This is a genomic window from Pseudoalteromonas sp. J010, assembly GCF_003934235.1.
GTDB lineage: Bacteria > Pseudomonadota > Gammaproteobacteria > Enterobacterales > Alteromonadaceae > Pseudoalteromonas > Pseudoalteromonas peptidolytica.
In genome coordinates this window covers 1-24,895 of the sequence record NZ_RDBW01000012.1, presented here as the reverse complement: position 1 = coordinate 24,895, position 24,895 = coordinate 1, and the positions used below count along the sequence as shown (strand labels likewise).

Annotated in this window: 20 protein-coding genes; 18 read left to right on the top strand and 2 right to left on the bottom strand. The window is 43.8% G+C overall.

What is annotated here, in order from left to right; genetic code table 11:
• Nucleotide 1 precedes the first annotated feature (1 nt).
• Nucleotides 2-652, top strand: a complete 651-nt coding sequence (locus EAG18_RS08140; protein ID WP_125251885.1) for a hypothetical protein — start codon at nt 2-4, stop codon at nt 650-652.
• 50 nt (nt 653-702) lie between these two features.
• On the opposite strand, the gene EAG18_RS08135 is transcribed toward EAG18_RS08140, so the two are convergent.
• A complete protein-coding gene (locus EAG18_RS08135; RefSeq protein ID WP_125251884.1) occupies nt 703-1,335 on the bottom strand; it encodes a hypothetical protein in 633 nt (210 codons plus the stop codon).
• Between the two features lie 294 nt (nt 1,336-1,629).
• Nucleotides 1,630-1,902 carry a helix-turn-helix transcriptional regulator gene (locus EAG18_RS08130; RefSeq protein ID WP_125251883.1) on the bottom strand — a complete coding sequence of 91 codons (273 nt, stop codon included), beginning with the start codon at nt 1,900-1,902 and terminating at the stop codon, nt 1,630-1,632.
• 445 nt (nt 1,903-2,347) lie between these two features.
• Here EAG18_RS08130 and EAG18_RS08125 point away from each other — a divergent pair, with 445 nt between their 5' ends.
• The 17 genes from EAG18_RS08125 to EAG18_RS08045 all read left to right on the top strand — a co-directional run.
• Nucleotides 2,348-2,899 carry a hypothetical protein gene (locus EAG18_RS08125; protein ID WP_125251882.1) on the top strand — a complete coding sequence of 184 codons (552 nt, stop codon included), beginning with the start codon at nt 2,348-2,350 and terminating at the stop codon, nt 2,897-2,899.
• 234 nt (nt 2,900-3,133) lie between these two features.
• Nucleotides 3,134-4,288: a hypothetical protein gene (locus tag EAG18_RS08120; protein WP_125251881.1), complete on the top strand. Its 1,155-nt coding sequence runs from the start codon at nt 3,134-3,136 to the stop codon at nt 4,286-4,288.
• Entirely contained in the window at nt 4,288-5,028 is a 741-nt protein-coding gene (locus EAG18_RS08115) for a phage baseplate assembly protein V (RefSeq protein ID WP_125251880.1), read from the top strand. The genes EAG18_RS08120 and EAG18_RS08115 overlap by 1 nt, the downstream gene beginning before the upstream one ends.
• Nucleotides 5,025-6,905, top strand: coding sequence for a hypothetical protein (locus EAG18_RS08110; protein ID WP_125251879.1), 1,881 nt, complete (start codon nt 5,025-5,027; stop codon nt 6,903-6,905). Before EAG18_RS08115 ends, EAG18_RS08110 begins: the two co-directional genes overlap by 4 nt.
• A gap of 119 nt (nt 6,906-7,024) precedes the next feature.
• On the top strand, nt 7,025-8,383 hold the full coding sequence (locus EAG18_RS08105; RefSeq protein WP_125251878.1) for a hypothetical protein: 1,359 nt from the start codon (nt 7,025-7,027) through the stop codon (nt 8,381-8,383).
• 43 nt (nt 8,384-8,426) lie between these two features.
• Nucleotides 8,427-8,738 (top strand): PAAR domain-containing protein, encoded by a 312-nt coding sequence (locus tag EAG18_RS08100; RefSeq protein WP_125251877.1) that lies wholly within the window; start codon nt 8,427-8,429, stop codon nt 8,736-8,738.
• Between the two features lie 66 nt (nt 8,739-8,804).
• Nucleotides 8,805-9,173, top strand: coding sequence for a GPW/gp25 family protein (locus EAG18_RS08095; RefSeq protein WP_125251876.1), 369 nt, complete (start codon nt 8,805-8,807; stop codon nt 9,171-9,173).
• Between the two features lie 16 nt (nt 9,174-9,189).
• A complete protein-coding gene (locus EAG18_RS08090; RefSeq protein ID WP_125251875.1) occupies nt 9,190-10,425 on the top strand; it encodes a hypothetical protein in 1,236 nt (411 codons plus the stop codon).
• Nucleotides 10,426-10,566: 141 nt separating this feature from the next.
• The gene (locus EAG18_RS08085) at nt 10,567-12,186 is read left to right on the top strand and encodes a phage tail protein (RefSeq protein WP_125251874.1); all 1,620 of its coding nucleotides are present in this window, start codon (nt 10,567-10,569) and stop codon (nt 12,184-12,186) included.
• A gap of 280 nt (nt 12,187-12,466) precedes the next feature.
• Complete coding sequence (locus EAG18_RS08080; protein WP_125251873.1) at nt 12,467-15,493, top strand: DUF4815 domain-containing protein; 3,027 nt, start codon at nt 12,467-12,469, stop codon at nt 15,491-15,493.
• Between the two features lie 17 nt (nt 15,494-15,510).
• On the top strand, nt 15,511-16,722 hold the full coding sequence (locus EAG18_RS08075) for a hypothetical protein (RefSeq protein ID WP_125251872.1): 1,212 nt from the start codon (nt 15,511-15,513) through the stop codon (nt 16,720-16,722).
• A gap of 42 nt (nt 16,723-16,764) precedes the next feature.
• Entirely contained in the window at nt 16,765-20,568 is a 3,804-nt protein-coding gene (locus tag EAG18_RS08070) for a DUF4815 domain-containing protein (RefSeq protein ID WP_125251871.1), read from the top strand.
• A 94-nt stretch (nt 20,569-20,662) separates the two neighbouring features.
• Entirely contained in the window at nt 20,663-21,088 is a 426-nt protein-coding gene (locus EAG18_RS08065) for a hypothetical protein (RefSeq protein WP_125251870.1), read from the top strand.
• Nucleotides 21,089-21,091: 3 nt separating this feature from the next.
• Nucleotides 21,092-21,979 (top strand): hypothetical protein, encoded by an 888-nt coding sequence (locus tag EAG18_RS08060; RefSeq protein ID WP_125251869.1) that lies wholly within the window; start codon nt 21,092-21,094, stop codon nt 21,977-21,979.
• Nucleotides 21,980-22,125: 146 nt separating this feature from the next.
• On the top strand, nt 22,126-22,752 hold the full coding sequence (locus EAG18_RS08055) for a hypothetical protein (RefSeq protein ID WP_125251868.1): 627 nt from the start codon (nt 22,126-22,128) through the stop codon (nt 22,750-22,752).
• 157 nt (nt 22,753-22,909) lie between these two features.
• On the top strand, nt 22,910-23,119 hold the full coding sequence (locus tag EAG18_RS08050; RefSeq protein WP_125251867.1) for a hypothetical protein: 210 nt from the start codon (nt 22,910-22,912) through the stop codon (nt 23,117-23,119).
• A 94-nt stretch (nt 23,120-23,213) separates the two neighbouring features.
• Nucleotides 23,214-24,895 (top strand): hypothetical protein (locus tag EAG18_RS08045; protein ID WP_148098522.1); only part of this gene is annotated, 1,682 nt, incomplete at its 3' end.

The following is a 24,895-nucleotide window of genomic DNA, read 5'->3' as shown; positions in this document are numbered from 1 at the left end:
TATGAGCGACTATACACTAGATTTAGAAGCACTCGAGTCTGGACAAGTACCAGATGCTAAACTGTATATTGTGACCCCAAACGACTCAATCACAGGCTTCCTCACCGAAGCAGTGACGGTTGCGGGCGCCGCACAATGGGAGGGCAAACAACCGGGACATTTAGAGTCTGCCGATGAAATCTCCAGAACTGCGCACAGCGCGTTAAGCCTGTTTGGCATGGCACCCTCACAAATGTCGATGACATCTATTGCATCGACACGAAAGCACTGGCTATCAAGTGAGTCGCCCTCCATTCCAATCAACTTTCTTATTGTCGCATATAAAGATGGTATGGATGTAAGACAAAAGGTAGCTGCGCTTTTAAAAACGGTTTACCCATCAGGGCCAGCTGCGTCCATTGCGGGCGTTGACTTATTCTTAAGTGCACCTAACAACTACAAATTTACTGGGCTGGACTCAGCCTCGGGGCTGATAAGCTTAAAAATAGGCCGTTGGTTTGAAGCCAAAAACTTATTAATGGAAGATGTCTCCGCCACTTTCAGCAAACAGGTGACACAAAATGGTTACCCGTTGTATGCCGAAGTGTCGTGCACTTTAACGCCATGGAAGTTGCTCACAGCCGATGAAGCCATTGAAATGATACAAGTGTAAAGGGAGAAGTTGGTTGCAGCATGTTACTTACTGCAACCAAAATAAATGGTTTAACGTTGCTGCTGTGCGCGCAGCTGGCGGGGTTTGACATACAGGGCATAAACCGACAAGACGATGATGCTAATGGTGATACTGTTTAGTATATTTTTAATGGGCAGATAAAGATCGTAAATAAAATACATATTCCAAAATGGTTCGGCGATTTGCCTGCTTACCCCTAACTCGTGCAAATTTCGTAGCAAATTTTCTGAAAAAGCAGCAACATCTATAACTAGAAATCCTGTGAATACAACAACTAGACATGAGTCAGTAAAGATTTTATAACCCAATTCTTGTGCATATCCCTGCTTTTTCAACACATAGCGAGATATTTTGTCACGATTATACATCGCCCATATTACTATAGAGTCGAGCATCGAATGGATCATATAAATTACCGCATTACCAAAAAATGACGAATAGGCCCAATACTTAAAGAAAATAAAGAACACTAGATATTCAATGAGTGTAATGATTAATAAGATACAAGATATATGTGCAATATTTATATTCCGCCAATTGGTCACTGTCACAATTAATAAGACACCAATTAACACATTTCTTGATACCGTAGCACTATCAACCATTGCAAAAAGTGCAGAAACAACTACCACTACAAGTATATATAAGTGATTACGGCTCACTTACTTTCTCCCTTTTATTATTACAGCGCTGATAAGTTCCAGTATTCAGCTACTTAGGCCTAACTTCCTTTGGAAGTTGATCACCACCACTACCACCAGATACGTTTTTAAGAGTATCATAACAAACAATTATTTTAAGCTGTTTACGTATATTCTTAGCCATCCAAATATCCTTAAGGTTACAAGTCAAATAAATTAAATAAAACACATATGCCTAATATTTCGAACCACAACGGCACAGGTAAAAGCGGGGTTAATTTGGTTTTTGTACAACATTATTTATGAATAAGGCGGTCACAGCGTGTTGTCTTTTTTACGCGCACGGATCGGCCTCTCACCCATTGACTCTTTTAATTCCAAAAAGGGTTGCCACCAACTGTGCTTAATTAGCCCAGCCTGCTTTAACCAAATACCTACGTACTTATGATCGACAGTCTCAGTAATTGAATTTTCTAGGGTCCAGTAATGATTTTTAGAGATACCGACTAGATCAGCCATTTGAGCCTGCGTCAAACGCATCCACTTTCGGAGTCTCCATAAATCATCCCCTGTGAATTGGTACTTCAAAAGGCTCTCCAGTATATAAAAACCACTACTAGCGTTCCAATGCTTACACTCAGCACACCTTCAGCTCAATAAATAGGATAACATTTAAGCTAACTCTAATTAACATAGGTAGATTAACATAACTGAATCTATCTCTGTAGCCTTATTTATCTGAACTAGAGGACATACTATATGTCTCAAAGAGGTCAGCAACTGCTCACACTCTTCGTTCTAAAAAACCACAAGACCAAAGAAAACAGGTTTACCATGTACGCGTCGAAGAATACACGTAACATAAGTAAATGGAAAGCCCAACACTATGTTTCAATTAAAAAAGTTCAAAAATCATGGATTCTTTAACTTTTTTTCATATAGGCTTCCACTTGCTACCAACTGGTGCGCCAAACCGAGATGTAGCGCTCTAGTTGGTGAAATAAAACAACTCTGAGAAAGGAGTACAATCTCTATGTATAAATCAGATTATCTTAATACATCAAGTATGCTTACAAGTCTCGCTGGTCAGCACGCTACCCTAAAGGTTAACAACCACCACAACGTGTTTCCTATCTCGACCATTAAACGTGACAGCCAATCACAGCTTGACTCTAGTTTACAGCACACGAATGTGACTTATACACGAGCCTTAAAAGGTCTTATTCAGGAGCGCTTTTTAAAAGACTATGAGGCGCTATTATTCAATATATTAACCGCGTTTAATGGCGCTCCTAACATTGTTAACACACGTTACAAAGTAGCGCTTGTGACAAACCATGAACAACATCTGAGTGAGTTTGTGTGCGATCAGCATGGTCTCGCTTCATCTGCCATTATTTTACTTTATAAAGATAATGCACAGGGAAACATAGTACCCATAGCAAAGTGGCTACCAGAGAATGATTTGCAAAATCACTTTTTGAAAAAAGTAGCGCAAACATTTATCCGCCATTATCAACCATCTGTCGGTAAAAAAGGCCAAGCGATAGTCAGAAACTGCCTCGCTTTTAATATCGGATTATAATGAAACACAGCAGAGAAAAGCCCTTGTAGAGCCGCTCTCTGTTATACCTGTTAACATCAAGGTCGACACCAAACACAATTATTATTCACTGACATAATAAAGCGGAAACAGGTGATCCTTGGTAACAACTATTGTACAATATAAATTACTATCCTTATTCAACGCAGTAAGCTAGCATACAGACGAATTAATTCACACAGTTGGTTTTCCAGCACCTAATGAGACTTGATAAGTATGTTGAAAATTGAAGGTCAATACGAGTTAAACCTCGAAATTGGCGGTGTATCTTTGGCCGATTCTCAAGGTAACCTAGATATCCAAGAAATTGAGATGATAGAGACCGTAGGTACCGCCTTACCAACAATCAGCGCAACGCTGATCTGTCGTGATAAAAAAGTCAGGGCTTTGTTTCACGAAGGTAATAGACTCAATGTCATGTTTCGTCGCAACGAAGATGACAGTGATGGGGTTGTGACGTCATTTCAAGTCACTAACGTCATGGTAAAGCGCATCGCGAGCCACTACCTTATTAAATTTACCGGAATTTATGCAGCAATGTCCTATTTGGCAGAGCATCGCCAAAGGGCGCTAAAAGAAAAATCGGCAATAGAAGCAATTACCACGATTGCCAACACGCATTTCAAAAAGGTAGATAGCAATCTCGCTAAGTCACAAGACCGACAAGTTTGGTTGCAACCAAATGATACCGATAAAAAATTTATTTCTGACATCTGGCTTCATGCTAACTTACCAGACTCTATGCTCRTGCTTGCTCCTTGTACCAACGGAGATTTTCGTATTCGAGATTTAAAAACCTTGGTCAGCAAAGCACAGCCTAATTGGGCGTTTTTACCAAACGTGAAGGACAATGCAGACGACAAAAACATTTGGTATAGCGGTGAATATACAATCAATACCAATAGTGGTTTTATCAACCATTGGTTAGGTTATGGCAATCGAGTAGACATCACTGATAGGGACTTGGGTGAATACGAGGAGTTACTCGAAATGCCTACTCCAAAGCTCACCAAATCAAATTTATTTCCGCGACGCTCAGATATCGATGGTAGGCGCGGCACACCGCAATGGCTGAACGACAATGTGCACCCCAAATATTGGCATGCACACCAACAAAACATCACATCGCTGGCGCTATTTAGTACCGTCACCGTAACGCTTTCGTATTCTGATCAACTACACCCACAGATGCGCGTACTGGATCTTGTCTCTTTCTTAGAGCCAGACAGCACCAATGCTGCCACTGACGAGACCCACACAGGTTTATATATTATCAGTAAACTAAGTCGCAAATTTGCCAACAATCACATCGTCACGACCGTTGAGCTTAGCCGTGAGACTCATGAAGATATTGCTGGAGAGATACGCTAATGGGGCTAATAAAACAATCTGATTGGCTACGTCCGAGAAATGCCCTTCAACGCCAATACGAAGGGACTGTGGTTGATGTAAAAGACCCCAGAATGTTAGGTAGAGTCAAAGTTTCTATTGAAGGCCTCATAGATAGCAAGTTTATCGATATCGATGATTTACCTTGGTGCTATCCTCAATTACCCGCACACCTTGGCAATAATGCGTTTGGCAGCAGCATGTATGTACCAGAGCTACACTCTACGGTATTAGTTGAATTTCCAGAAAAGAGTATCTACCACCCGGTATACCGTTGGCGCGTCAGTAACCGCCAAACGCGCCCAACGGATTTTCAAAGCGAGTATCCTCACCGATATGGCGAAGCAGATGCTCATGGCAATAAATCTATTACCAGTCACGCACCAGGTCTATCATTTAAGGAGTCGCGTCAGCAAGATGGCAGTCAAACATTTAACGATAATGAACGCAGTGTCACTTTACTCAGCGATCCACATGGCACCTTAGTTGAGTTTGATAGAGAAAACCAAAAGCTTTATGCAAGCTTTGCGGGGGTTGAACTCACTATAACTAAAAGCGGTATCTTTCTTAATACACCTTCTTTGATGATCAACAGTGCGGATGCTATTTCATTGCTAGCAAGCAACGGAGTGGATGTCGCAACGGCACAAAATGGCATTGGTTTTGAAAACATAATCAATCAAATCATAGGTCAAGGCAATCCAAAAGGAGATAAATCATGACACATCCCAACAGAATACTGCATCGTAAGGATGTAGAAGCGGGTGTCATTGACAACAATCCCTACCCTGCCGATCTCAAGCCTGCACAGCTTGAAACAGGTAACGCCATTGATCATCTGACAACAGGAATATTTAACGAACAACAAAGCTCAGATCCCATATTTGCAACTGAGCGTTCACTTAAATACCCAACTTTCAGTTTGCACGGTAAAGCCGGTAATTTAAATATAGATAAAGACGGCACCTATCAACTCAATGGTTGTACAATACAATCATTAAATTATGAAGCGCCGGCAACTATTATTTTGCGTAATAGCTCTATTGCCGCTATTCAAGGGAAAATGAAAAACCAAAGTCCTGATGCAAAAATCCGCTTTATTTTCATTGATAGCACATTAGAAAACATCAAAGACAGCGAGCACTTTTTTATCAGTTTAAATGGTCTGTCTAGTTGGAACGGCAACATGTCTAAATGCCGCTTTGGGGCCGTCACTATGTTACAAACTAAGGATTGGATCACAGAGCATAGTGTATTGGATTGTGAGCACATTACCATGAGCTTTTCCATGGGACCTCATGCCAAAGTACTGCCTGTGGGGACATTTTTTGCCAAAAACTCAAAACACTGTCGCTTTCAATTCCATGGAACTGACCTCACTATGAACAATAGCCAAGCGATATTGTTCAACAACTGTAGCCATATATTATCCCAACATCATGGCGCAAAGATAAATGCGGGTGCAACCGTTGCCAAGTCCGCCAACCAAGTTGCCATTACGCTGCATTCAAGTAATTTAGAAGTCGATAAATGGCTCTTTAAAGATCTGCAAGGTCCAGTGTTGTCGGCGATCAATTCTACTATCAAAGTTAACTCATCAGCCGATAGTGGCATCATGTCAGGCTGTGACGATAGCAAAGTGTATATCGGTCACAACACGCAATGCAGCGCCAGTAATGTGTTATCGGGTAAAAATGGAGTGTTGCAGGTGCAGCATGCTTCGATAAAAGCGACCCAAAGCATTATCGATGGGACAGCCTGTAAAGTAGAGCTACACAATACCAATTTGGAAGCTTCAGGGAGCAACACTGCAATCATATTATCCAACAACAGTTCCTTGTTGAGTTACAATAGCGACGTAAAAAGCCAAAAAGTAGCGTACACAATAACAGAGAGCATTGTGCGCATTGACGGCGGTAAAGTGCAAGGTGACACCAATGCCCTAAACCTAACCAAGTGCTCAAGCGCGCTATCGATGGTAAATACAACCAGCTCAGATACTGATATTTTGCTCAACCAAGGCAGCTTGAGCATAGAGGGCGGATCTTTAAGCCAGTCATTAACCGCATCCAAAACCTCCTCGTTAACAATGAGTGGTGTCAACGTAGGAAAAAACATTAGCGTTGCTGATGGTGCAAACACTACTTTACAAGGTAATACCGTGGGCGGCGATCTCACTATCAGTGGTGGCCACTATCAAGGTTCTGGCAATATTTTTTCAGGTAAAGGTAGCGTTTCTGCAGCGATGGGCACTATCGGAAAAGATAAATTCGGTAAGGCACTGTCTCTCAAGGGTGTCCACATGCTCAGTGAAGTCAACGCAGCTAATGTGAGTAATACCGGATTTATGCTACTTGAAGGTGGCAGCGGCTCATCGAGTCTTGCTAAAACCAAACGGGGCTGGCACGTAACAGGCTCGATGGACTGGGTCATAGATAAAGATCTCTTTATGAACGTGGGTAAGAACCTCGATTATCGCATAGCACAAAATGCAAACTATAAAGTTGGCAAAAATCTTAGCTACAAAACAGGCAAAACAGAAACACACAATGCAGGCACACAAATCGCATTGAAGGCACCAAAAATTACTGAGAACTAATGAAATGAGGATTTATCCTCCCTTCTCACTATTGTACAATATATAATTAAGCTGCTCATACGCGAGCAAAATCGATGTTAGCATAATTACGCTTTTTAAATGAGACTTGAGAAACGACTATGACGGATCAGCTACCTGACGGCATCAGCCAGCGCTTAAATGAGCTAAGCACGCAAGTGTTGAACGCCCATCCAGATTTACAAACGCTTTGTGACATCAGTATTGTCAACACACGACAGCAGCTCATCGCAGATATTAATACAATCAGCAACGACATGAAGTCGCAAATGCGCCAATTGGGCACATTTTACACAGCCATGAGCACCAATGGACGCGCGGTAGAGGTATCCAATGACGAATTTCTTTATCAAACGATTGGCGGAATGAGCCGCTTATTTGCTTCAATTGCCAACGGGGAGTATTTCGAGCCACTACGGGCGCCGCTTTTCGAACTTACCCAACTGTCTGATTGTAATGCTATTGCTTCGCAGCTCACGACTATTCGTAATACTTTGTATTCATTAAAAAATATCACTCAAGAGCTGCTCGATTTTGCAAAAATAGTCAATGAGTTGCTGTCAACCGCCATGCAGCATTTAGCGCAACTAATGATGGAAATAGGCCAGCTCACGGAGCCTAATTCTCCATTTGAGCACTGCTTCACTGCTGTGGCCACCTACAGTCAAGACATACAGCAAAATTATTTTAATATTCAGCAACTCCAAGCAGGACTTGAAGACGGTTCAATTGACGATGAAGACATTGGACTCTGGGCCACCAATAAGGCAAGACATGCCACCCAACTCTCAGAGCGATTGATTGAATCAAAGCAAGCGCTCAGTGGGCCTGCACAGCAAAAACTAGAGACCGAGATTGAACGCTTTATCGCTAACGACTCGGTGCAGCCTAACGAGCCAACCCCGTCAGTGGACTTTTCATCTCATAGCTGGCGCGCTTTGCGTGGTGAATGGCAGTGGCTCGGTGAAAACGAAGTGGTGCTGAGTGATTCGAGCTACTATCGACGCGGATACTATTTGTATAATGATATTAACGATCCAGATTGGCGAGGGAGTTTAACCGTGCATCTAAAAAGCACGGCGCTGCATCGATACGCTGCCGGTTTTTGCCTAGGCTATGACCATGAGGAACAACTGATCAGTATTGTTAAAAGAGGCATTGGCGGCGTAATGAGTGTGGCTGTTGATCAAGTCACCTTCAACACACCAACCGACTACGTACCTTTGGAAGATAATAGCAGCGGCCAATCATTTCAAACTTGGTCAGAAATAGAAGGAGTAGAGCTGAAGCTCATCAGCGATGACTCAGGCTTCAGCGTGCTGGCAAGAGAGGTAAACACTGACACACCGTGGGATCAACTCCATTTTGATAGAGCCGCGTTTGCAGAGCTTGAGCTTGGCTTAATTACATTTGGCCAAGAAATTCAGTTTGAGTTAATTTCCCGAGTAGACGCTCAGTGATTATTGTACAATATTATTAACTTTCCGCTACGAGAGGTTTATTATGGTATTACCAGCACTAAACAACGCGCGACTCGGTGACAGGTGGGTTGGCATTTGTGTATGTCACCCAACCCCCATTCCAATGACAGGGACAATTTTACGTCGAGGCGCAAAGACCGTCATTGCACAGGGTAAACCAAAAGCACGGTTCGGCGATATCACCTCATCTTCATGTGGTCACAAGGGCGTTATTGTCACAGCATCGGGGTTTACTAGAGCTGAGAAAAAAAATGATGCTCGGATCACTGACTTGGTGACAGGGTGTAATATTGGCGTCATAGTGTCAGGTGCCAGTAAAGTCAAAACAGCCTAGATAAACGCGCCAATCAGATAAATTGTACAATGTGCTTCTAATGAGACTAGATATTGGAGTTTTTAAATGGCGTTATATAGTGACGTTAATCAATGTGATATGTTTACTGAACATCTCGTCTCTGACGAAGAGTCCGTACAGCAAGCATTAAATAACCTATTTAATACACGTCTCGGTGAGCGCGTATTCCATCCAGAATACGGGATGGATATTGAACATCTATTATTTGAAATAATGGATGACGAGATTGCTTTTAATATTCAACACAGGCTGAATAATGCCATCACCCAGTTTGAACCACGCGTCGTTATCATGTCTTTAAACGTGGAGATGATACCTGACGAGCATATTTACTCTGTGAACTTACTTTATAGTATCAAAGGCTTAGGTGATAGAACCTTTACCTTCACAAAAAAACTGCAGACCAAAGATTAATACGAGGTAATGCCCCATGTCACAAGACTTGATCCAGCCTGACTCGTTCAGCTACGAACAAATACTGAACGATCTCACCGGCAAATTAGAAGAAAAATACTCCGAAACCGATGGTGCTTGGCGCGACTTTTACAAATTTGGTACCGGGCAAATTATTCTAGAATTACTCTCTGCAGTCGGTTCATTTACCACATATTCTGCACTTGCAAATCGACGAGAGGCATACCTACACGAAACTCATTTAGAAAGCTCAGCTCGCGCAATCGCGGGGCCTCTTGGCTACTCTGCATATCGTGGTAGCAACGTGAGCCTGCGTTTATCCATTTACACCTCAAGTGTCACCACTATCAAAAAGTTCGACAAAGTCGGTGAATACGAAGATGAGTCTGGTGTATATGATTTACTCTCATTGGGAGATTATACGATTTCTCCGCCAAGCAGTGAAAATGCGCTACCGACACAAATCGATGTTGCCATTGGACAACTTGCCACAACATCTATCATATTGCCTACCTCTAAACCACAAGTATTTAGATTTACAGAAGAAAATGTCAGCGAGCACTTTGAATTAAAGCTCAACAATAAAGCCGTGCCGCACAGTGAAGATGCCATAGATCTGATCAATGGCAAATATGTTTGTATCACCAACACGGTGGGTTCCATTGATGTAATGGCTATTAATGACTACCTAGCAGATACCGATAAGTTCAGAGCCGGATATGAATTGTCACTACTGTATATTCAACTGCATGAAAACAAGCGCGTGCAGTTGACCAATATTAACCTAGAAGTCGGCACGTTAGAGAACGTGGCGATCGCGAGTCGCTATCAAGCTCCAGATACCGTCGGCGAGATACAGGTAAAAGGCCCGCTTCGCCACGAAACCGGGCGTGTGATCAGAGGCCGTCACGACTATATGAAGCGCATCACTGAAGTGCTCCCAAATGCCATAGATGTGCGAGCTAAAGATTTAGATTCAGCAAAGCAAATGATCGCCTACATTATTGACACCGAGCAGCCTCTCACCGAAGCAGAAAAAGAAAACGTAATAGCACAGGTCGCACCGGAAGAAAATCGCCCGATGGGTGTAACACCGCCAGTATTGGTAAGTGGTCGTGTTGTAGAAGTGATCTTAGAAGTACAGATCATCCCTAAAAAAGGTAATCAACTCCCCTCTTCGATTGATATCGATGTGCCCTTACGCCAAGGCCGTGCGCATAGAGGTGCTCCCAGCCCCCGATCTCAGCGATGAAGAACTGGAGCAATGGCAACCACTTAACATTGCTTGGAGTGAGTATTTCAAATTCATGCCACGTGTGTCGCTATATGACTCAAGTAAAAGCTTTGAAGCGACTTCAGGCCCCGCTCAGCGTTAGTGCATATGGAGAGTGAGATGCAAAATTCTTTTATTGATATTCAAGGGTTAGTACCGGAAAAGCTGCGAAATAAGCCGCTATTTAAAGACGTGATCGACGCCCTAGAACATATCTATTTTGAGCGGACAAACAATGTGCAAGAGCATTTGGAAGCAATTAGGGATAAGTACGCCACTTACTTAGTGTTAGCCAAACAACCTGCCTCAGACATATTTCAAATCACAGGTTACCCAAACGACACCATCATTGAACCCAGTGTGTACATGGATGAACCGCTGATTAAACGGCAAGTCGCCGAATTGAGTTTTGGCACAGGTACACATCAATTCATCGCACAAGCACTATCACTAGAGCCCATCAGCCACATCGTTGCCGATGAGGCAGTCGAATACATCAAGCAAATTACACCGTTACAACGCAACATGAAAGAGGGCTATTTCGAAGAAAATGCCCTATATGAAATAAAGTGTGCTGCACCTGTACGTTTTGAGTATTTGGGTTTGTCTCATGGCCATCCAGTTCCAATTGATTCCATCAAATGCGAGACACTGGGCTTAGTGTACCAATTCAACGACTTACGAAATTCCGATTTGTATGCGTTAGAACCGGGTTTTAAGTACCGAATTCAATCAGCTGCCGAAGGGTTTGAGTGGGTTATTCAAGGCAAAAAATACACCCAAGAAGACCTTGACCTAAGTCGCAACCGAAACAGTCAAATTATTTCTGAGTTCGGGTATCAATATCTCACCGATGCGTTGAACATGAGTCCTCTAGATGTAGCACTGGTGCGCTCATTTTTAACGGCCATTCACCAGCTAAAAGGCTCCAGAAAAGGGGTTGAGCTGATGCTCGATTTGCTTGAGCTTAAAGAATACGTACAACTGTTTGAGTGGTGGGAAGATGATCCGACAGGCGAAACTGCTGATGAAATGACCTATCGCGTGGAAGTCGATCTGACCAAAGACAACGATAAGTTGACAGGCAATGCACTGCAAGCACTGAGACTCTTTTTGCGTCAATACGTTTACCCGGTGATGAGTGACTTTGCACTACTCATCAATTTTGTTGATGAAAAACTACGCACCGCATACAACATTCTACCTCATCAAACCCTCGATGGGACAGTACAATCACCACTGGTGTTGGGGGTGCATTATCGCGCAAATCATACGCTCGAAGGAAGTGTCGCCTCTCCAGTGATGCTAGATGTCAGAGGTCTATTGGAGCGTGAGTACTTAGCCACCATGACGAGTATTGTACAAGAGTATACTTGCTCAGTAAGTACAGAAATTAACACAGCCGTCAACGTGCTCACAGACCGAGAAATTCCAGGTGCCACATCAACAAGCGTGTTGTTTGGCATGGCAGGTGTCGGACTCAGTCAATTTTATGGCTACACTGTCAGCCCTATTGTTACCAGTGTGGTTGGCTTGGTTCATCAAGATTTGCTTGGCTACACGAAAGAAAGAGAACAGGAGCAAACCCTTACAGTCACACTTAATGCCAACATCGTAGGCACAAAAGGCATAGTAGCACAGACACTTAGAAGCTCTTTACCCTCACCTTTAATGTGCATGATAGTCGGACAATTGGACCGAGAGTTTTCGGGTAACATACACAGTGTGCCGCCAGACTAGCCGAATCATGTATTGTGAATGAATAAAAAGCATCAGAATTAACATGTTAGGTTCTATGGTACGTACATAAAATCATGACGATAACACATGGTAGCACTGAGACAAATTCGCTAATTGGTTTGAAGCAAGAGTAACAGTCTATATTCTTTTTTCACTCCTTTTCGCTTTACGCTAGCGCCACATTGTACAACAGTGGTAGTATTAACACAGACTTATGTCTTGAGACTTGTAGGTGGCCTATCCCAAACGCCACCAAAATGAAAATTGAGGGGATTATTCCATGGCTATAACAGGCATTGTGACCAATAAAGGTCTTGCCGAAGCTGTAAAGGCATCATCGAACCAAGGCTGGTCGATTTTCCCAACACGGTTTGGTATTTCGGCACAAGACGGGGAGTTGAGTGCAAAGCGAACTGATACAAATGTCACTTGGTATGACGCACACATCACAGATCAAACTGTGGTTTCTGAAAATACCATTCAGTTTGTTTGTACAATACCTCCACAGGTAACCGAAACAGATCAGCACATAAAAGAGATTTACCTGTTCGGTGAAAATCCAGACGAAGGGTCGGAGTTTTTGCTGGCGATCGGTCACCCAAGCGATAACGTCACTTATTTTAAAGATGGCTCTATCACGCTGCGCATGCACGTCACGCTTSCCAATATTCAAGCATCACAAGTATTTGAATTTAAATACACAGGCCATCGCTCGATTGAAGAACATAACACCGATGCAACCGCTCACCAAGAATTATTCGGCACGCTCACCGATCAAATTAAAGCGCTGGGTGAAACTATCCTAGTGGATGGTCAGCTTGCCAGTGGTGGCTCTATGTATATTGATCGTGCAACAGGACGATGCAAAGTAGATTCAGCGCGTTTTTACCACAAGGGCGTACTTTACACGGTGCCTGCGGGCGAAGTGATCATACCTTTGAGTGGCGTGATGGGAGTGGGTGTTTGGCTCTCAACCGATACAGACACACAAGAGAAAACGCTAAAATGGGGCACTCGCCATCAAAGCGCTGGCACACGTTACTATGAAATTCATGTTGTCGAAGATGGTTATCTCAAAACGGTTGTAAAAGGTGAAATTGTACAAGAGCCAGTGTCTAGCGCCATTGTTCGTTATGACAGAGATGCTAATGGCTCTTATGTGGTCAATGGTCTAAAAGCAACAATAACCGAAACCGACGATAGTTCTTATGTTATTCAAGTTTCTGAAGGCAAAGCCCATATCGACGGCACAGAAATAAAACAACATAAAACCGTTGAGATAAAAGAGTACTTTGACCCTGATACCGCGCCGGTTGCTGCCGAGCGACATACATTTAAGCCTGATGCTAAGGGGATTATGAGTGTATCTCTTTTTGAGCAACCCGTTGCAACTGATAAGCCTATTAGGGTTGATTACACCAAACAGCAAGTATTCCGAGTGCTAAGAGGCCAATTTAGCGCTACACGTGACTTTGTTGTAGAAAACCCCACTAAAATAATCGCCGTATATGGTGACGGCCGACAATACCGTGAAGGCGTACACTTTGACATATCTGGATCTTTTATAGACTGGTCTAGAAGTGGAACTCAAGCGCCTACGATGGATGAGCACTATTTCATCGAAGTCCAATTTACCAAAACAAAAACAGTGCCCACCAACGACATCAGTGCAGCCGGTTTTACATTGCAAGATGCGGTCGAAGATTCCCATTTCTTAGTCAGTTATGAAACGCTGCTACCAAGAAAAGACTTGGTTATCTTAAACCGCACAGGGCAAATAGAACGCGTTAAAGGCAAAGGGGACACTCGTTCATTGACTACCCCAGCAGTACCGGCCGGCGCCCTACAGCTTGCTGAAATTCGCCACCATTGGACTGCGGGAGTTAACCCTCAGATCGAAGACTCAGGCGTGGTGGCACTCAAAGCGTCCGAATTAAACGAAATGCGCAACCATATTTCACAACTGTTCGATATGTTGGCCGTTGAGCGCGTTGAACGCCTTGCGAACTCGGACGATCCACGTACTACAAAAGGTATGTTTGTTGACCCATTCATCAGCGATGACTATCGTGATGGTGGCGCTACACAAACCGCAATGGTCGATGCACAGAACCAAGAGCTCACCTTGGCATTTGATGTTAATACCATAGATACCAAGTCAATCAGCCAAGAAGATGCACCACAGGGTCTAGCCTGCTTACCGTATACTTTAAAAGAAATTGTCTCTCAAAATGCCAGTACAGGGGCCATGAAGGTCAATCCATATGCGGCATTTGACCCAATTCCACCGAAGCTGACAATTTCTCCGGCGATCGATAATTGGACAGTACAAACAAACCTAAGAACTTCCATTAGTCGTACCGTCATTGCGTCGCGTCAACGTATGCGCGCCTCTGATTTCAGACAGCGTTTTGGTAGTGGTAGTGTTGCCACAGTCACTAATTCTCGAAATGTGAGCTCATCCACGACCATGCGTGTCGAAGATTTGCCTAACTTACGTAGTCTGCGCGTTAGCTTTGACCTGCAAGGCTTTAAGCCAGGTGAAGCGGTAAGAAATATTCGCTTTGGGAGCAAAGATGTAACAGATTCTGTTGGTGAATACGGCCTCCCAGCGGTTGACAAAACACTGCTAATTGGCGACAACAGACGATTAGATACACGCCCACTGTTTGAAGGCGCACAGCATGCAATCCTTAACTGGGAGCGCAGCAACCCTTCTACTAATGGGCAAGTTGGTAATGAAAGTTCTGCGTGGTCTGTATCGAACGGCCATCTTCAATATCGATTTAATTCAACCTCTTGGGCAATGCTGCTTTCAACCAATACATTTGATAACTTTGATGTAACCGCCCGTTTCACAGGCCTTGATAACGACAATGACCGCATGGGTATCGTTATTGCTCGGATCAAAGTTGACGGTAAAGAGCATACCCTCAGTGCTGTTCGAAACCAAGACAAAGGCGAGAACGATTTGCGCTGGGCCATTATTAAAGATTATCGCTCAGCCGATGCCACTGAGATTTCTCGCTCAAAAAATACCGATGTACGTAACAATAATGGGGCGGCTTGGTCAGCATTCCCTGAAGGGATGTTAGTCCGCGTGCGCCGTCAAGGTGACATCATTGAATGTTGGACTAGCGAGGCTGGAGAAAGTGAGCTAAAAGCGTCATCTAAATATCTGATTGATTTAAGTAAGGACTCCCGCCTAGCGGTATTTAGACGTCCTTGTTCATGGGGCCTGGGTTCATTTAGCCAACAAAACCGTGCTGAGGTTATCAGCCACACAAACCATGGCAACTTAGGCTAATAAAGAGAGAATGAGACATGTCTAACACATTGATAGCAGATCACAACGGGGCTGTACGCGGCTCATTCCAAATTCCATCAAATGTGCCCGCGGGTACCTATGATGTAACAGTGGAAGGTAACAAAAATAGCAGCGCAGCGACGACCTTTACCGGACACGGGCAAGCTGAGGTTACTCAAGTACAAGATGTGATCACCACATCACTCACACAAATTACGCGCTACGACCCATTAGCACAAACATTTACTTTTGATCGTACATTGTATCTAGCTGCAGCCGATGTCTGGTTTACCAAAGTAGGTGAAACCGCACTAACGGTGGACATACGCACGACAGAAAACGGCATTCCGACACAAACTGTATTACGTCGCACACGTGTTGAAGCTCATACGATCACCACACAAAACAACACTGCAACACGCATTACCTTTGACCCTGTGCTGTTAGAGCGTGGTGTTGAATACTGTATTGTGCTGATGTCTGATGATCCGAACTATGAAGTTGAAGTGGCCACATTAGGCGACTATGACGAAAGAGCTGACGCATGGGTAACAGCGCAACCATTTCAAATTGGTGTGCTATTGAGCTCAAGTAATGCCGTGACTTGGACGCCGCATCAAAAAACCGACCTACGTTTTACGCTGCATGAAGCTGAGTTTACCTCAACCACAAGAAGCTATAACTTGGGCGAGTTTGATTTGTATGAAGCAGATCTGGTGCAAACACAGTTTAACGCCATGCGCCAAGATGCAGAAACCGACGTTAACCTCGTGATGACCTTGCCGAGCAACCGTGAAGTGCGCTTGAAAGAAGGCTCATTAATCACCCTAGGCGAGAAGGTAACAGGTCGTGCGAAGGTCAAGGTGGAGCTATCAGGCACCAAAGGTAAAACTCCACAAGTTCTGGCACCGATTACTATGGTGGGTGCTGGTGTAAAAGAAAAAGGTATTTATATCACCCGTCACATCAGCTTAGGCGAGCATGTCGATGTTCGTGTTGGATTTGATGCTGCGACAGGCCTGGACTCAAAAGTGACAGCGTACTACTCAACGGGTTCACAATGGCTGGAACTGCCACTAGTAGAGCAAATGTCGCTGGGCGGTGGTTTTAGCGAGCGACGCTACGAATTAAATGATATCTCGGGTGAAACTATACGCATTAAGCTAGAACTTGAAGGTACCGCAAATGATGTACCGCGCGTACGCCCTTTACGTGTGACCGTAGTTTAACTCACACACATCCGAATGAGACTTGTATAAAGGAAAATTGAAATGGCAGTTATTGGCGTCATAACGAACGAAGGTCTATCAAAGACGATTAACGCAGCCAACCAACAAGGTTGGAACATTAACCCAACACATTTTGCTATCAGTGCAACAAAAGGTGATTTAAATTCGTCACGCGATGGCGAGTCTACCAACGAAACTTGGTATGAAGCCCCCATAACATCACGACGTGTGATCAGTGAAAACTCTATCGAATTCGTCTGTAATATTCCTCCGAATGCAACTACAGAAGATATGGATATCGGTGAAGTTTATCTTTATGGTAGCGTCAGCGAAGACGATAACATTCCAGCTGAAGAACCGTTTCTACTGGCGCTTGGTCAACCTTCAAACGCCTTAACGTATTATTTTGAAGGCTCAATTTCACTGCGCCTTGTGGTAACACTAACCAACATTAATATCTCAGAGTTATTTGAGTTTAAATATGAAAATACACTCGATATTGATGACCATAACATGGATGCCGACGCCCACCCTAAATTAATCTCTGCTATTGCCCAGTGGGTTAAGGGTCTAGGTAACGCGCTACTACGTAACGGCCAATTACTCTCTGGCGGTTCATTGCATGTGTCACAGCCGATTGGCGATGATATTAAGCTACGCGCCGATGCTGCTGCAATCTATATCAACGGTGCCGTGCTATACGTGCCGCAAACTGCTGAGCCAATTTCAGCGAGCCACAATGCTACCTTTAAATTTGGTGTCTGGGTTGATAATTCAGGCGCTGAGAATGTCGGTGGCTCAGAGCTTACTTCTCCAGACGCGTCAGTTAAGTGGGGACTCGATTATGTGCAAGATAATGTGGGTGACTTCTACCCTGTCTATACGGTTTCTAACGGTAAACTACTGGAAGAGGAAGCACTACTATCCGATGAAGCCAAAGAGTTAGTCGCACAAATTGTGCGCTATGATGTGGATGCCCATGGTGATTATGCCGTAAATGGCCTTGATGTGCGCTTACATGAGTTTAATACCGATGTAGATGGTGATCTCACCGACCCACTGAAAGATTCAACAACATTTGTTATCTCAAGTGGTCGTGCCCATGTCGGCGGCAGAGAAATTGATTTACGCCACGATAAACGTAGCCGCTTCAAAAACAATGCAGTTACTTACCTGACGCAAGGTGAAAGAATAGCTTTTCACCCAAACAATGATCCCGATAAGAATACAAACCGACTAGACCTAGACTTTGGTCCTGTATATCAAATTGAAGTTGTTTATGGTGAAGTGAGTTTACGCAACAAAAAAATAATCCGTACTACTGAAGGTATTGACCAGCTTGGTGTAAGTGCTGTTACTTCAATTGAAAAGATATACATTGGTTCTGGCGAAAGCGAAGTTATCTTTGAAGAAGGTACACATTGGGACTTTCTAGGTAACCAAGAAAGTAACTCGACGATAAAATGGCGTTCTGTTGACGGTGTTCCTGGTCCTCAGGATTCGTATTATGTTGACCTAAATCACAATGAAGAGATCACCCATGCAGTGAGTATTTCCGGTGACCGTAAAGCAATAGAGATCCAAAAATCATTTACAACTGATGAAACTCCAGATGGCCTCGAAACAAGCCTAGTGCCTGGTACAGAAGTTCAGATCGACTACCAATGGCGCGTACCTAGAATCGACCGTTTGTATTTAAACAAAGATGGTGAGTTGATAATGAAACGTGGTGTATCATCACCTTTCGCCAAACCAGCATCTCCAGCGCTGCCTGACAACGTGCTATCTCTTGCTGAAATTTATCACACTTGGTGGGAAGAACCAGATGTTAAGCGTGATGGTGTAAAAGTAGTACATATGAGCGATCTAAATAAGATGCAGCAAAGTATTGTTGACTTATACGATTTGGTGTCATTAGAGCGCTTAAAAAATGATACAAGTCGCCAAGCACCATCAGCCACTCATGGATTATTCGTTGATCCTATGCTGGATGACGACATGCGTGACCGAGGTCTGGAATCGGATCTAACAAGCAATAAAGTGGATGGTATTGAACAAATAGCACAAATAAATCCTGCTCGTGAAGAGCTTGTGCTGCCTATCAATATGAAACCAAACTCTTTAAATACATCTAAAGAAACCAAACCATGGACTCTTGATTATCAGCATACGGTACTCATTGATAAGGGACGTCCTGTCGAGCAGGTTGAAAAAACGGGGAGTATGAAGGTGAATCCTTACTCGGCGTTTAAACCTATTCCGGCAAAAATGACGCTTATCCCTGCCGTTGATATTTGGACAGAAAGTAAAATAGAACTAAAAGATGGTCCACCGCTTAATAGTACTGTTGTAAACCATGGGGTATATGGCTTTAAGTTTAGAGGTAATGTAACTTCACAAAAAGTAGGCTCAACTTCTCGTGCCGCTGAGTTTTTACGGGAGCTGGACGTCGAATTTACACTAGAAGGCATGCTGGAAGGGGAAGGAATTCAAGCCTTAACCTTTGATGGTGACGTATTGCCAGTTGTCTCTATTGATGGCAGTACCCCGACGATTGCAGACGCTTCTGGCGTACTCAAAGGTAAGTTTAAGATCCCAAAAGAGACGTACCCTGCAGGTCGAAAAGCAGTAACAGTGAAAGGCACAGGTATTGGTGGCAGCGAGCCAACTGAAGCAGAAGCGTCATTCACGGGTAAAGGCACCATTACAACAGAGGAGTGGCAAACTAAGTTCTCTGGAGGTTTCCAACGCTGGGATCCATTAGCACAAACCTTCACACTTAATGAGAGCCACTTTATCTCAGGGGTCGATATTAAAATTACTAAACGCGGTGCTAAGCAACTCGTGCTGCAATTACGTAATACGACTGTTGGTATTCCAGATAAAACCTTAGCTGAAGTACGGGTAAATGCTGATGAGTTAATTGAATACGACAGTGGACTTTATGCTTCTAAAGAAGATCCCCTGATCGATGGTAAACCGCAATCTTATAGCAAACCTGAGGATTATGGCTGGACACGTCTGACTTTTGACCCAACTTATATTGAAGCGGGCCAGGAGTATGCTTTTGTCGTATTGACCGATGATGCTGACCACGAAATGGCGATTGCGGAGCTAGGCGGTGTCAACGAGAAGCAAAAAGTGATCACGGAGCAAGCTTACCAAATTGGTGTCATGTTATCGTCATCCAACGCAACAACTTGGACGCCACACCAAAAAGCAGATTTAACATTCCGCTTACTCAGAGCTGAATTTACCTCTTTGGAAAAAGAGATTAATTTTGGCGAGTTCGAAGTTGAAAAATTGTCTGATTTAATGGTAGCAGGTGGTGCAATTCGTCCTTCTGATAAATCAAATATTAAGATCAACTTCACGACGGAAGAGAATGTCACCTACGAACTCGACGAGAATGTGCCGTTCCGCTTGCCTAATTCATTTACGGGTAAAGTTAATGTTTCTGCGCGTCTATCGTCAGACAGTCACTATAGATCACCATTAATGTGGCCAGAAGCGCTGATGATGATTGGCTCACAAGCATCTAAAGCCCTCTACTGTACACGTACCTTTATGACTGGCGCTGCCGAGTCAACGTTGCGAGTTACCTTTGAAGGCCAATTTAAAGGTGATGCAAGCGTACAAGTATTTTACGCTGTGGATCCAAGTGCCAGTAACATCACTTGGATTGAAATGACATCCCCTGATGAAAAAGCGCTTGGTATAGACAGAACTGAGTATACCTACACGAAAGAGAACTTTGAGCATACCTCAACGCAAATAAAGTTAGTACTTAATGGCTCGGCACTTAACCGACCGGTAGTATCAAACTTACGTGCAATGGCTTTCTAAATAAAGCCCCGAGCAACGCAACAACTGGGGCGTCTCACTGAGTGAGCCGCCCCTTTTTGTCTAGAAGCCACAACGTGAAACACAGAGGCCTGTCATGGCATTATTGAACGACTTTAAAATCCTCAAGGGCGGCGGTGGCGGTGGTGCCGCATATCGTCGTGAAGATATACTCACCTCAGGAGTCATAGCGCCAAAACAGTTTGAAAGCCTAAGCGTCAAAATGGGCCAATCAATCACGCTCACCAAGCTTGAGGTCAGCGCGCCATGCTTGATCAGGATATTTGGTAAAAAAGACTTTTCTGACCCAAATCCTTTTGAGTTTTTAGCTTACCCAAATTACTTAAGTTATGAGGGCGCGGTATGGGACACACTCGGCACTGTCTGGGGTAATAACCGCTACCCGACACTCATCAACAAAGATGAGTTCCCAAATAACAAACTCTATTGGCACATCGCCAACCCCAGTGACGACCCGATACAGATCACGGTTGACTTTGGTTGGTTAGTTTTAGAGGAATAACGCATGTTTTATATTGACATACAAAGAGAAACAGAGCGCCGTTACTCAGCTGAAAAATTCATGCCCTTTAAGCACCGTACCGAACAAACAGGAAAACAGGGCGGTGTATATGATGTCTTAGATTCATATATGTTTGCAGCGATAAAAAAGCTGCCGATGGCCGGTACGTATTTAATCGTTGAAGATGAGGGCAACCCGCCATTAATTTCATACCGCTTGTATGGCCATACCGAGTATTGGTGGATGCTAATGACCTACAACAGCCTCGTTAGCCCCATGCAACTCAAAGCGGGTGTTAGTATAAAGTATCCCATACTTTCAGAATTAGAAGCTTTATACGCAAAGCTAGCAGCGCGAGAACGTCACCCTAACGTTAAAAAAGTTGCAGCATCGACACCGCAAACCACAGGGAAAATTGGTGATCCTGATTCGCTCAACCACATTATTCCAAGTGGTAATGGCAATACCAACGCCATGTTACTTAGAGCGTACGCAAGTTTTGCAGCCCAAAAGTACGATCTCGCTTATGCTATCATTGATGATTTTCAAACAACCGAGGGGATCAATATTGATAGTTCTTCTGGTATTGATCACACTCCCTATAAGGTTGATATGTCTGCAGGGGGACGCCGTGCGCCGGTTTTGACGACGGTAACCCATCATTTGCTTGATGCTGCAAACGGGAACGCAGTTCATATCGCAATGCTACCCGACACTGAAGGCCTGAACATCGAATACAGTTTAGATGGCGGCACAACTTGGGAAGCGTTTAACAAAGGCGTTATTTTCACCAAGGGCGGTGATCATATTACCCTGAGGTTTATCTATAACCCTAGTGCTGGGGCGTCAATGAAACGTGCTTTCAACGGATATGTTATTGTACACAATTAGTAATGTATTGGGAGGCAGTACAAAAGCCTTCATACTGCAATAAATATGCAATTCTAGGTATTTTTCAGCAGTGACTATCGCCTTAGAATTAGCTAAAATTGTACAATAGTAGAGAATGAGACTTGTAAGTTGGATATCATTTAAAGATGACCATACATAGAAAGACGATAACTGTTCCCGTTAAAACAGGCAGTCGCGATCACCGTCATAGTAACCTAGATGTGTTAGACGGTTTTCGTACGGATCAATACGGAACATTAAAATTCAACAGTAAAACACTGATTGATAAAGAATTTTTAGAGAGTTCATTACGTAAAAGAGAGCTGTTGCAGCGGCCTTATGTCGTCGTCAGCTATTCAACTCACTTGTCACTGACTTCAGGTTTACCTTATTTAAACCTACTCACCTTTAAAGAGGGTAATGAAGTAAACGGGCAAGAAAGCCATAATTGTACAATAAGACCATATGATGCGGTCATGCATATTAATCAAAGTAACGCAGAGCTGGTCACCAATAGTGTAAACATCACCAGTGACAGTCAACCAGATGGAAAAGCCCATCAACTTTTGATTACGACCATCCCATCGTATGAAGATCAAATTGTAAAAGTGTCTCTTGATAACACAGACAGTTGGTATGTCGTTGCTCAAGACACGCCAATTGACATACCCAATGGTGCAAGTTCGTTACGAGCAAAACTATCGATGCCTCAAAGCAAAGACCCCGCAGATACAGAACGTCCGATCTACGGTATCTACATTCTGTATCGATGAGATTTGAAGGCGTTCAAACCACCGCCAGATGTTAGAGCAGTGGTGTAACGCGAGCATCCAAAAGTGCACGCTAGAGACTACGGCCCATGGTGATGGTAAACGCGAATGCTAGCTGTGAGTGAGACAAATAGCGAAAATGATTAATTAGGAGTTTGATATGGTGATCTCAACACACCGTTTAGGGCTAGCTGCGTTCATGAAAATGCAAGGTTGTAGCCTAGAAAAATTTGAAAATCGTCGTTTTTTCTTTGCAACAGAAAAAACACTGACCGATTGGGAAATCGAATATAGCAATTCTTGCTGTTATCGACATGACCTTGAGCTTTGTGAACTACGTAAGCTCTACCCTACAAGCCCTCGAGGTTAAGTAAGTAGGCGCTGGAAAGGTGGCAAGTATAGATTGCCGCCTTTGTTTATGAGCATGCGTCACTAAGACGCAAAGTTGAGTGAGAGTTTGCGAGATGACCACGCTAGATTACGGGAATCTAAGTTCTCAAATTTTGCAAGAGGAACGAGCTGCATTAATCGCGTCAGCAACAAAGCAGCTTAAAGAGCAAGATCAAGAATATTTTGGAACCCAAACCTATCACAATACCGTTATTTTCAACCTTGATGTTGATTTAGGTGCACTCGAAAATGCCAAATACGCGGTCAACGCGTATAGCGTTAAACAGTATGTAAATAATTTTTTTAACCAGATACTAAGCCCTACCGCAAATATTGAGTACAAAGGACATGTTACTTTTTCAGGCGTCAATCCAACTCAATTTGCCCAAAGCCCTGTTATTCACAACGCGTTATCTCTATCTTCGATAGACAATTTAGCCAATTTTCCAGAGCCTGAGCTCCTTAAAACTCCCGCGCTTGTTGGCGATGTAAAAAACTATATAGACGAAACCTATCGTTTAATAAACCTAAGCTTAGAGTACACAGCTGAGCAAGTAGTTGAAGCTAGGCTCAACCAAATACTACCAGATGCTATTGATTATTTTATTGATATATCGCTTGGCGAAAAATTAGCTTATTTTTCTGATGAATACGTATTTCCTAGAGTTGAACAACAAGTCAGTACTGCGTTAGAGGTTCAGGTAGCGCCAGCTGTGTCCTCTGCAATTCAAGATGACTTAGCGGCGTTTGCACAATCAATCACAAATGATTATACAACCGCAATCGCTCGAGCCATTGAAAGCATCGATCAAGGTAACAGTTGGACCGAAGCGCAAATTCAAGAAATTGCCGCGACAGTGGATAACGTCACGGTGCCAGAAATCGTCGACACGCAACTGAACTTAAAAGTTGCGCCAATGGCTAAAGCCGCCCTTGCCGACGACCTCAATGCTTTGCAAGCCAGTGTCACCGACGCCTATCAGACAGAAATTGCCCAAGCCATCGCGGGCATTGACCAAAGTGGCAGTTGGAGCGAAGCACAAATTCAAGAAATTGCCGCGACAGTGGATAACGTCACGGTGCCAGAAATCGTCGACACACAACTGAATTTAAAAGTCGCGCCAATGGCCAAAGCTGCCCTTGCCGACGACCTCAATGCTTTGCAAGMCAGTGTCACTGACGCCTACCAGACAGAAATTGCCCAAGCCATTGCCGGCATTGACCAAAGTGGCGGTTGGAGCGACGCACAAATTCAAGAAATAGCAGCAGCGGTTGATAACGTCACGGTGCCAGAAATCGTCGACACACAACTGACTTTAAAAGTCGCGCCAATGGCCAAAGCYGCCCTTGCCGACGACCTCAATGCTTTRCAAGCCAGTGTCACYGACGCCTACCAGRCAGAAATCGCTCAAGCCATCGCCGGCATTGACCAAAGTGGCGGTTGGAGCGAAGCACAAATTCAAGAAATAGCWGCRGCGGTTGATAACGTCACGGTGCCAGAAATCGTCGACACACAACTGACTTTAAAAGTCGCGCCAATGGCTAAAGCCGCCCTTGCCGATGACCTCAATGCTTTRCAASYCAGTGTCACWGACGCCTACCAGACAGAAATTGCYCAAGCCATCGCCGGCATTGACCAAAGTGGCGGTTGGAGCGAAGCACAAATTCAAGAAATAGCAGCAGCGGTTGATAACGTCACGGTGCCAGAAATCGTCGACACACAACTGACTTTAAAAGTCGCGCCAATGGCCAAAGC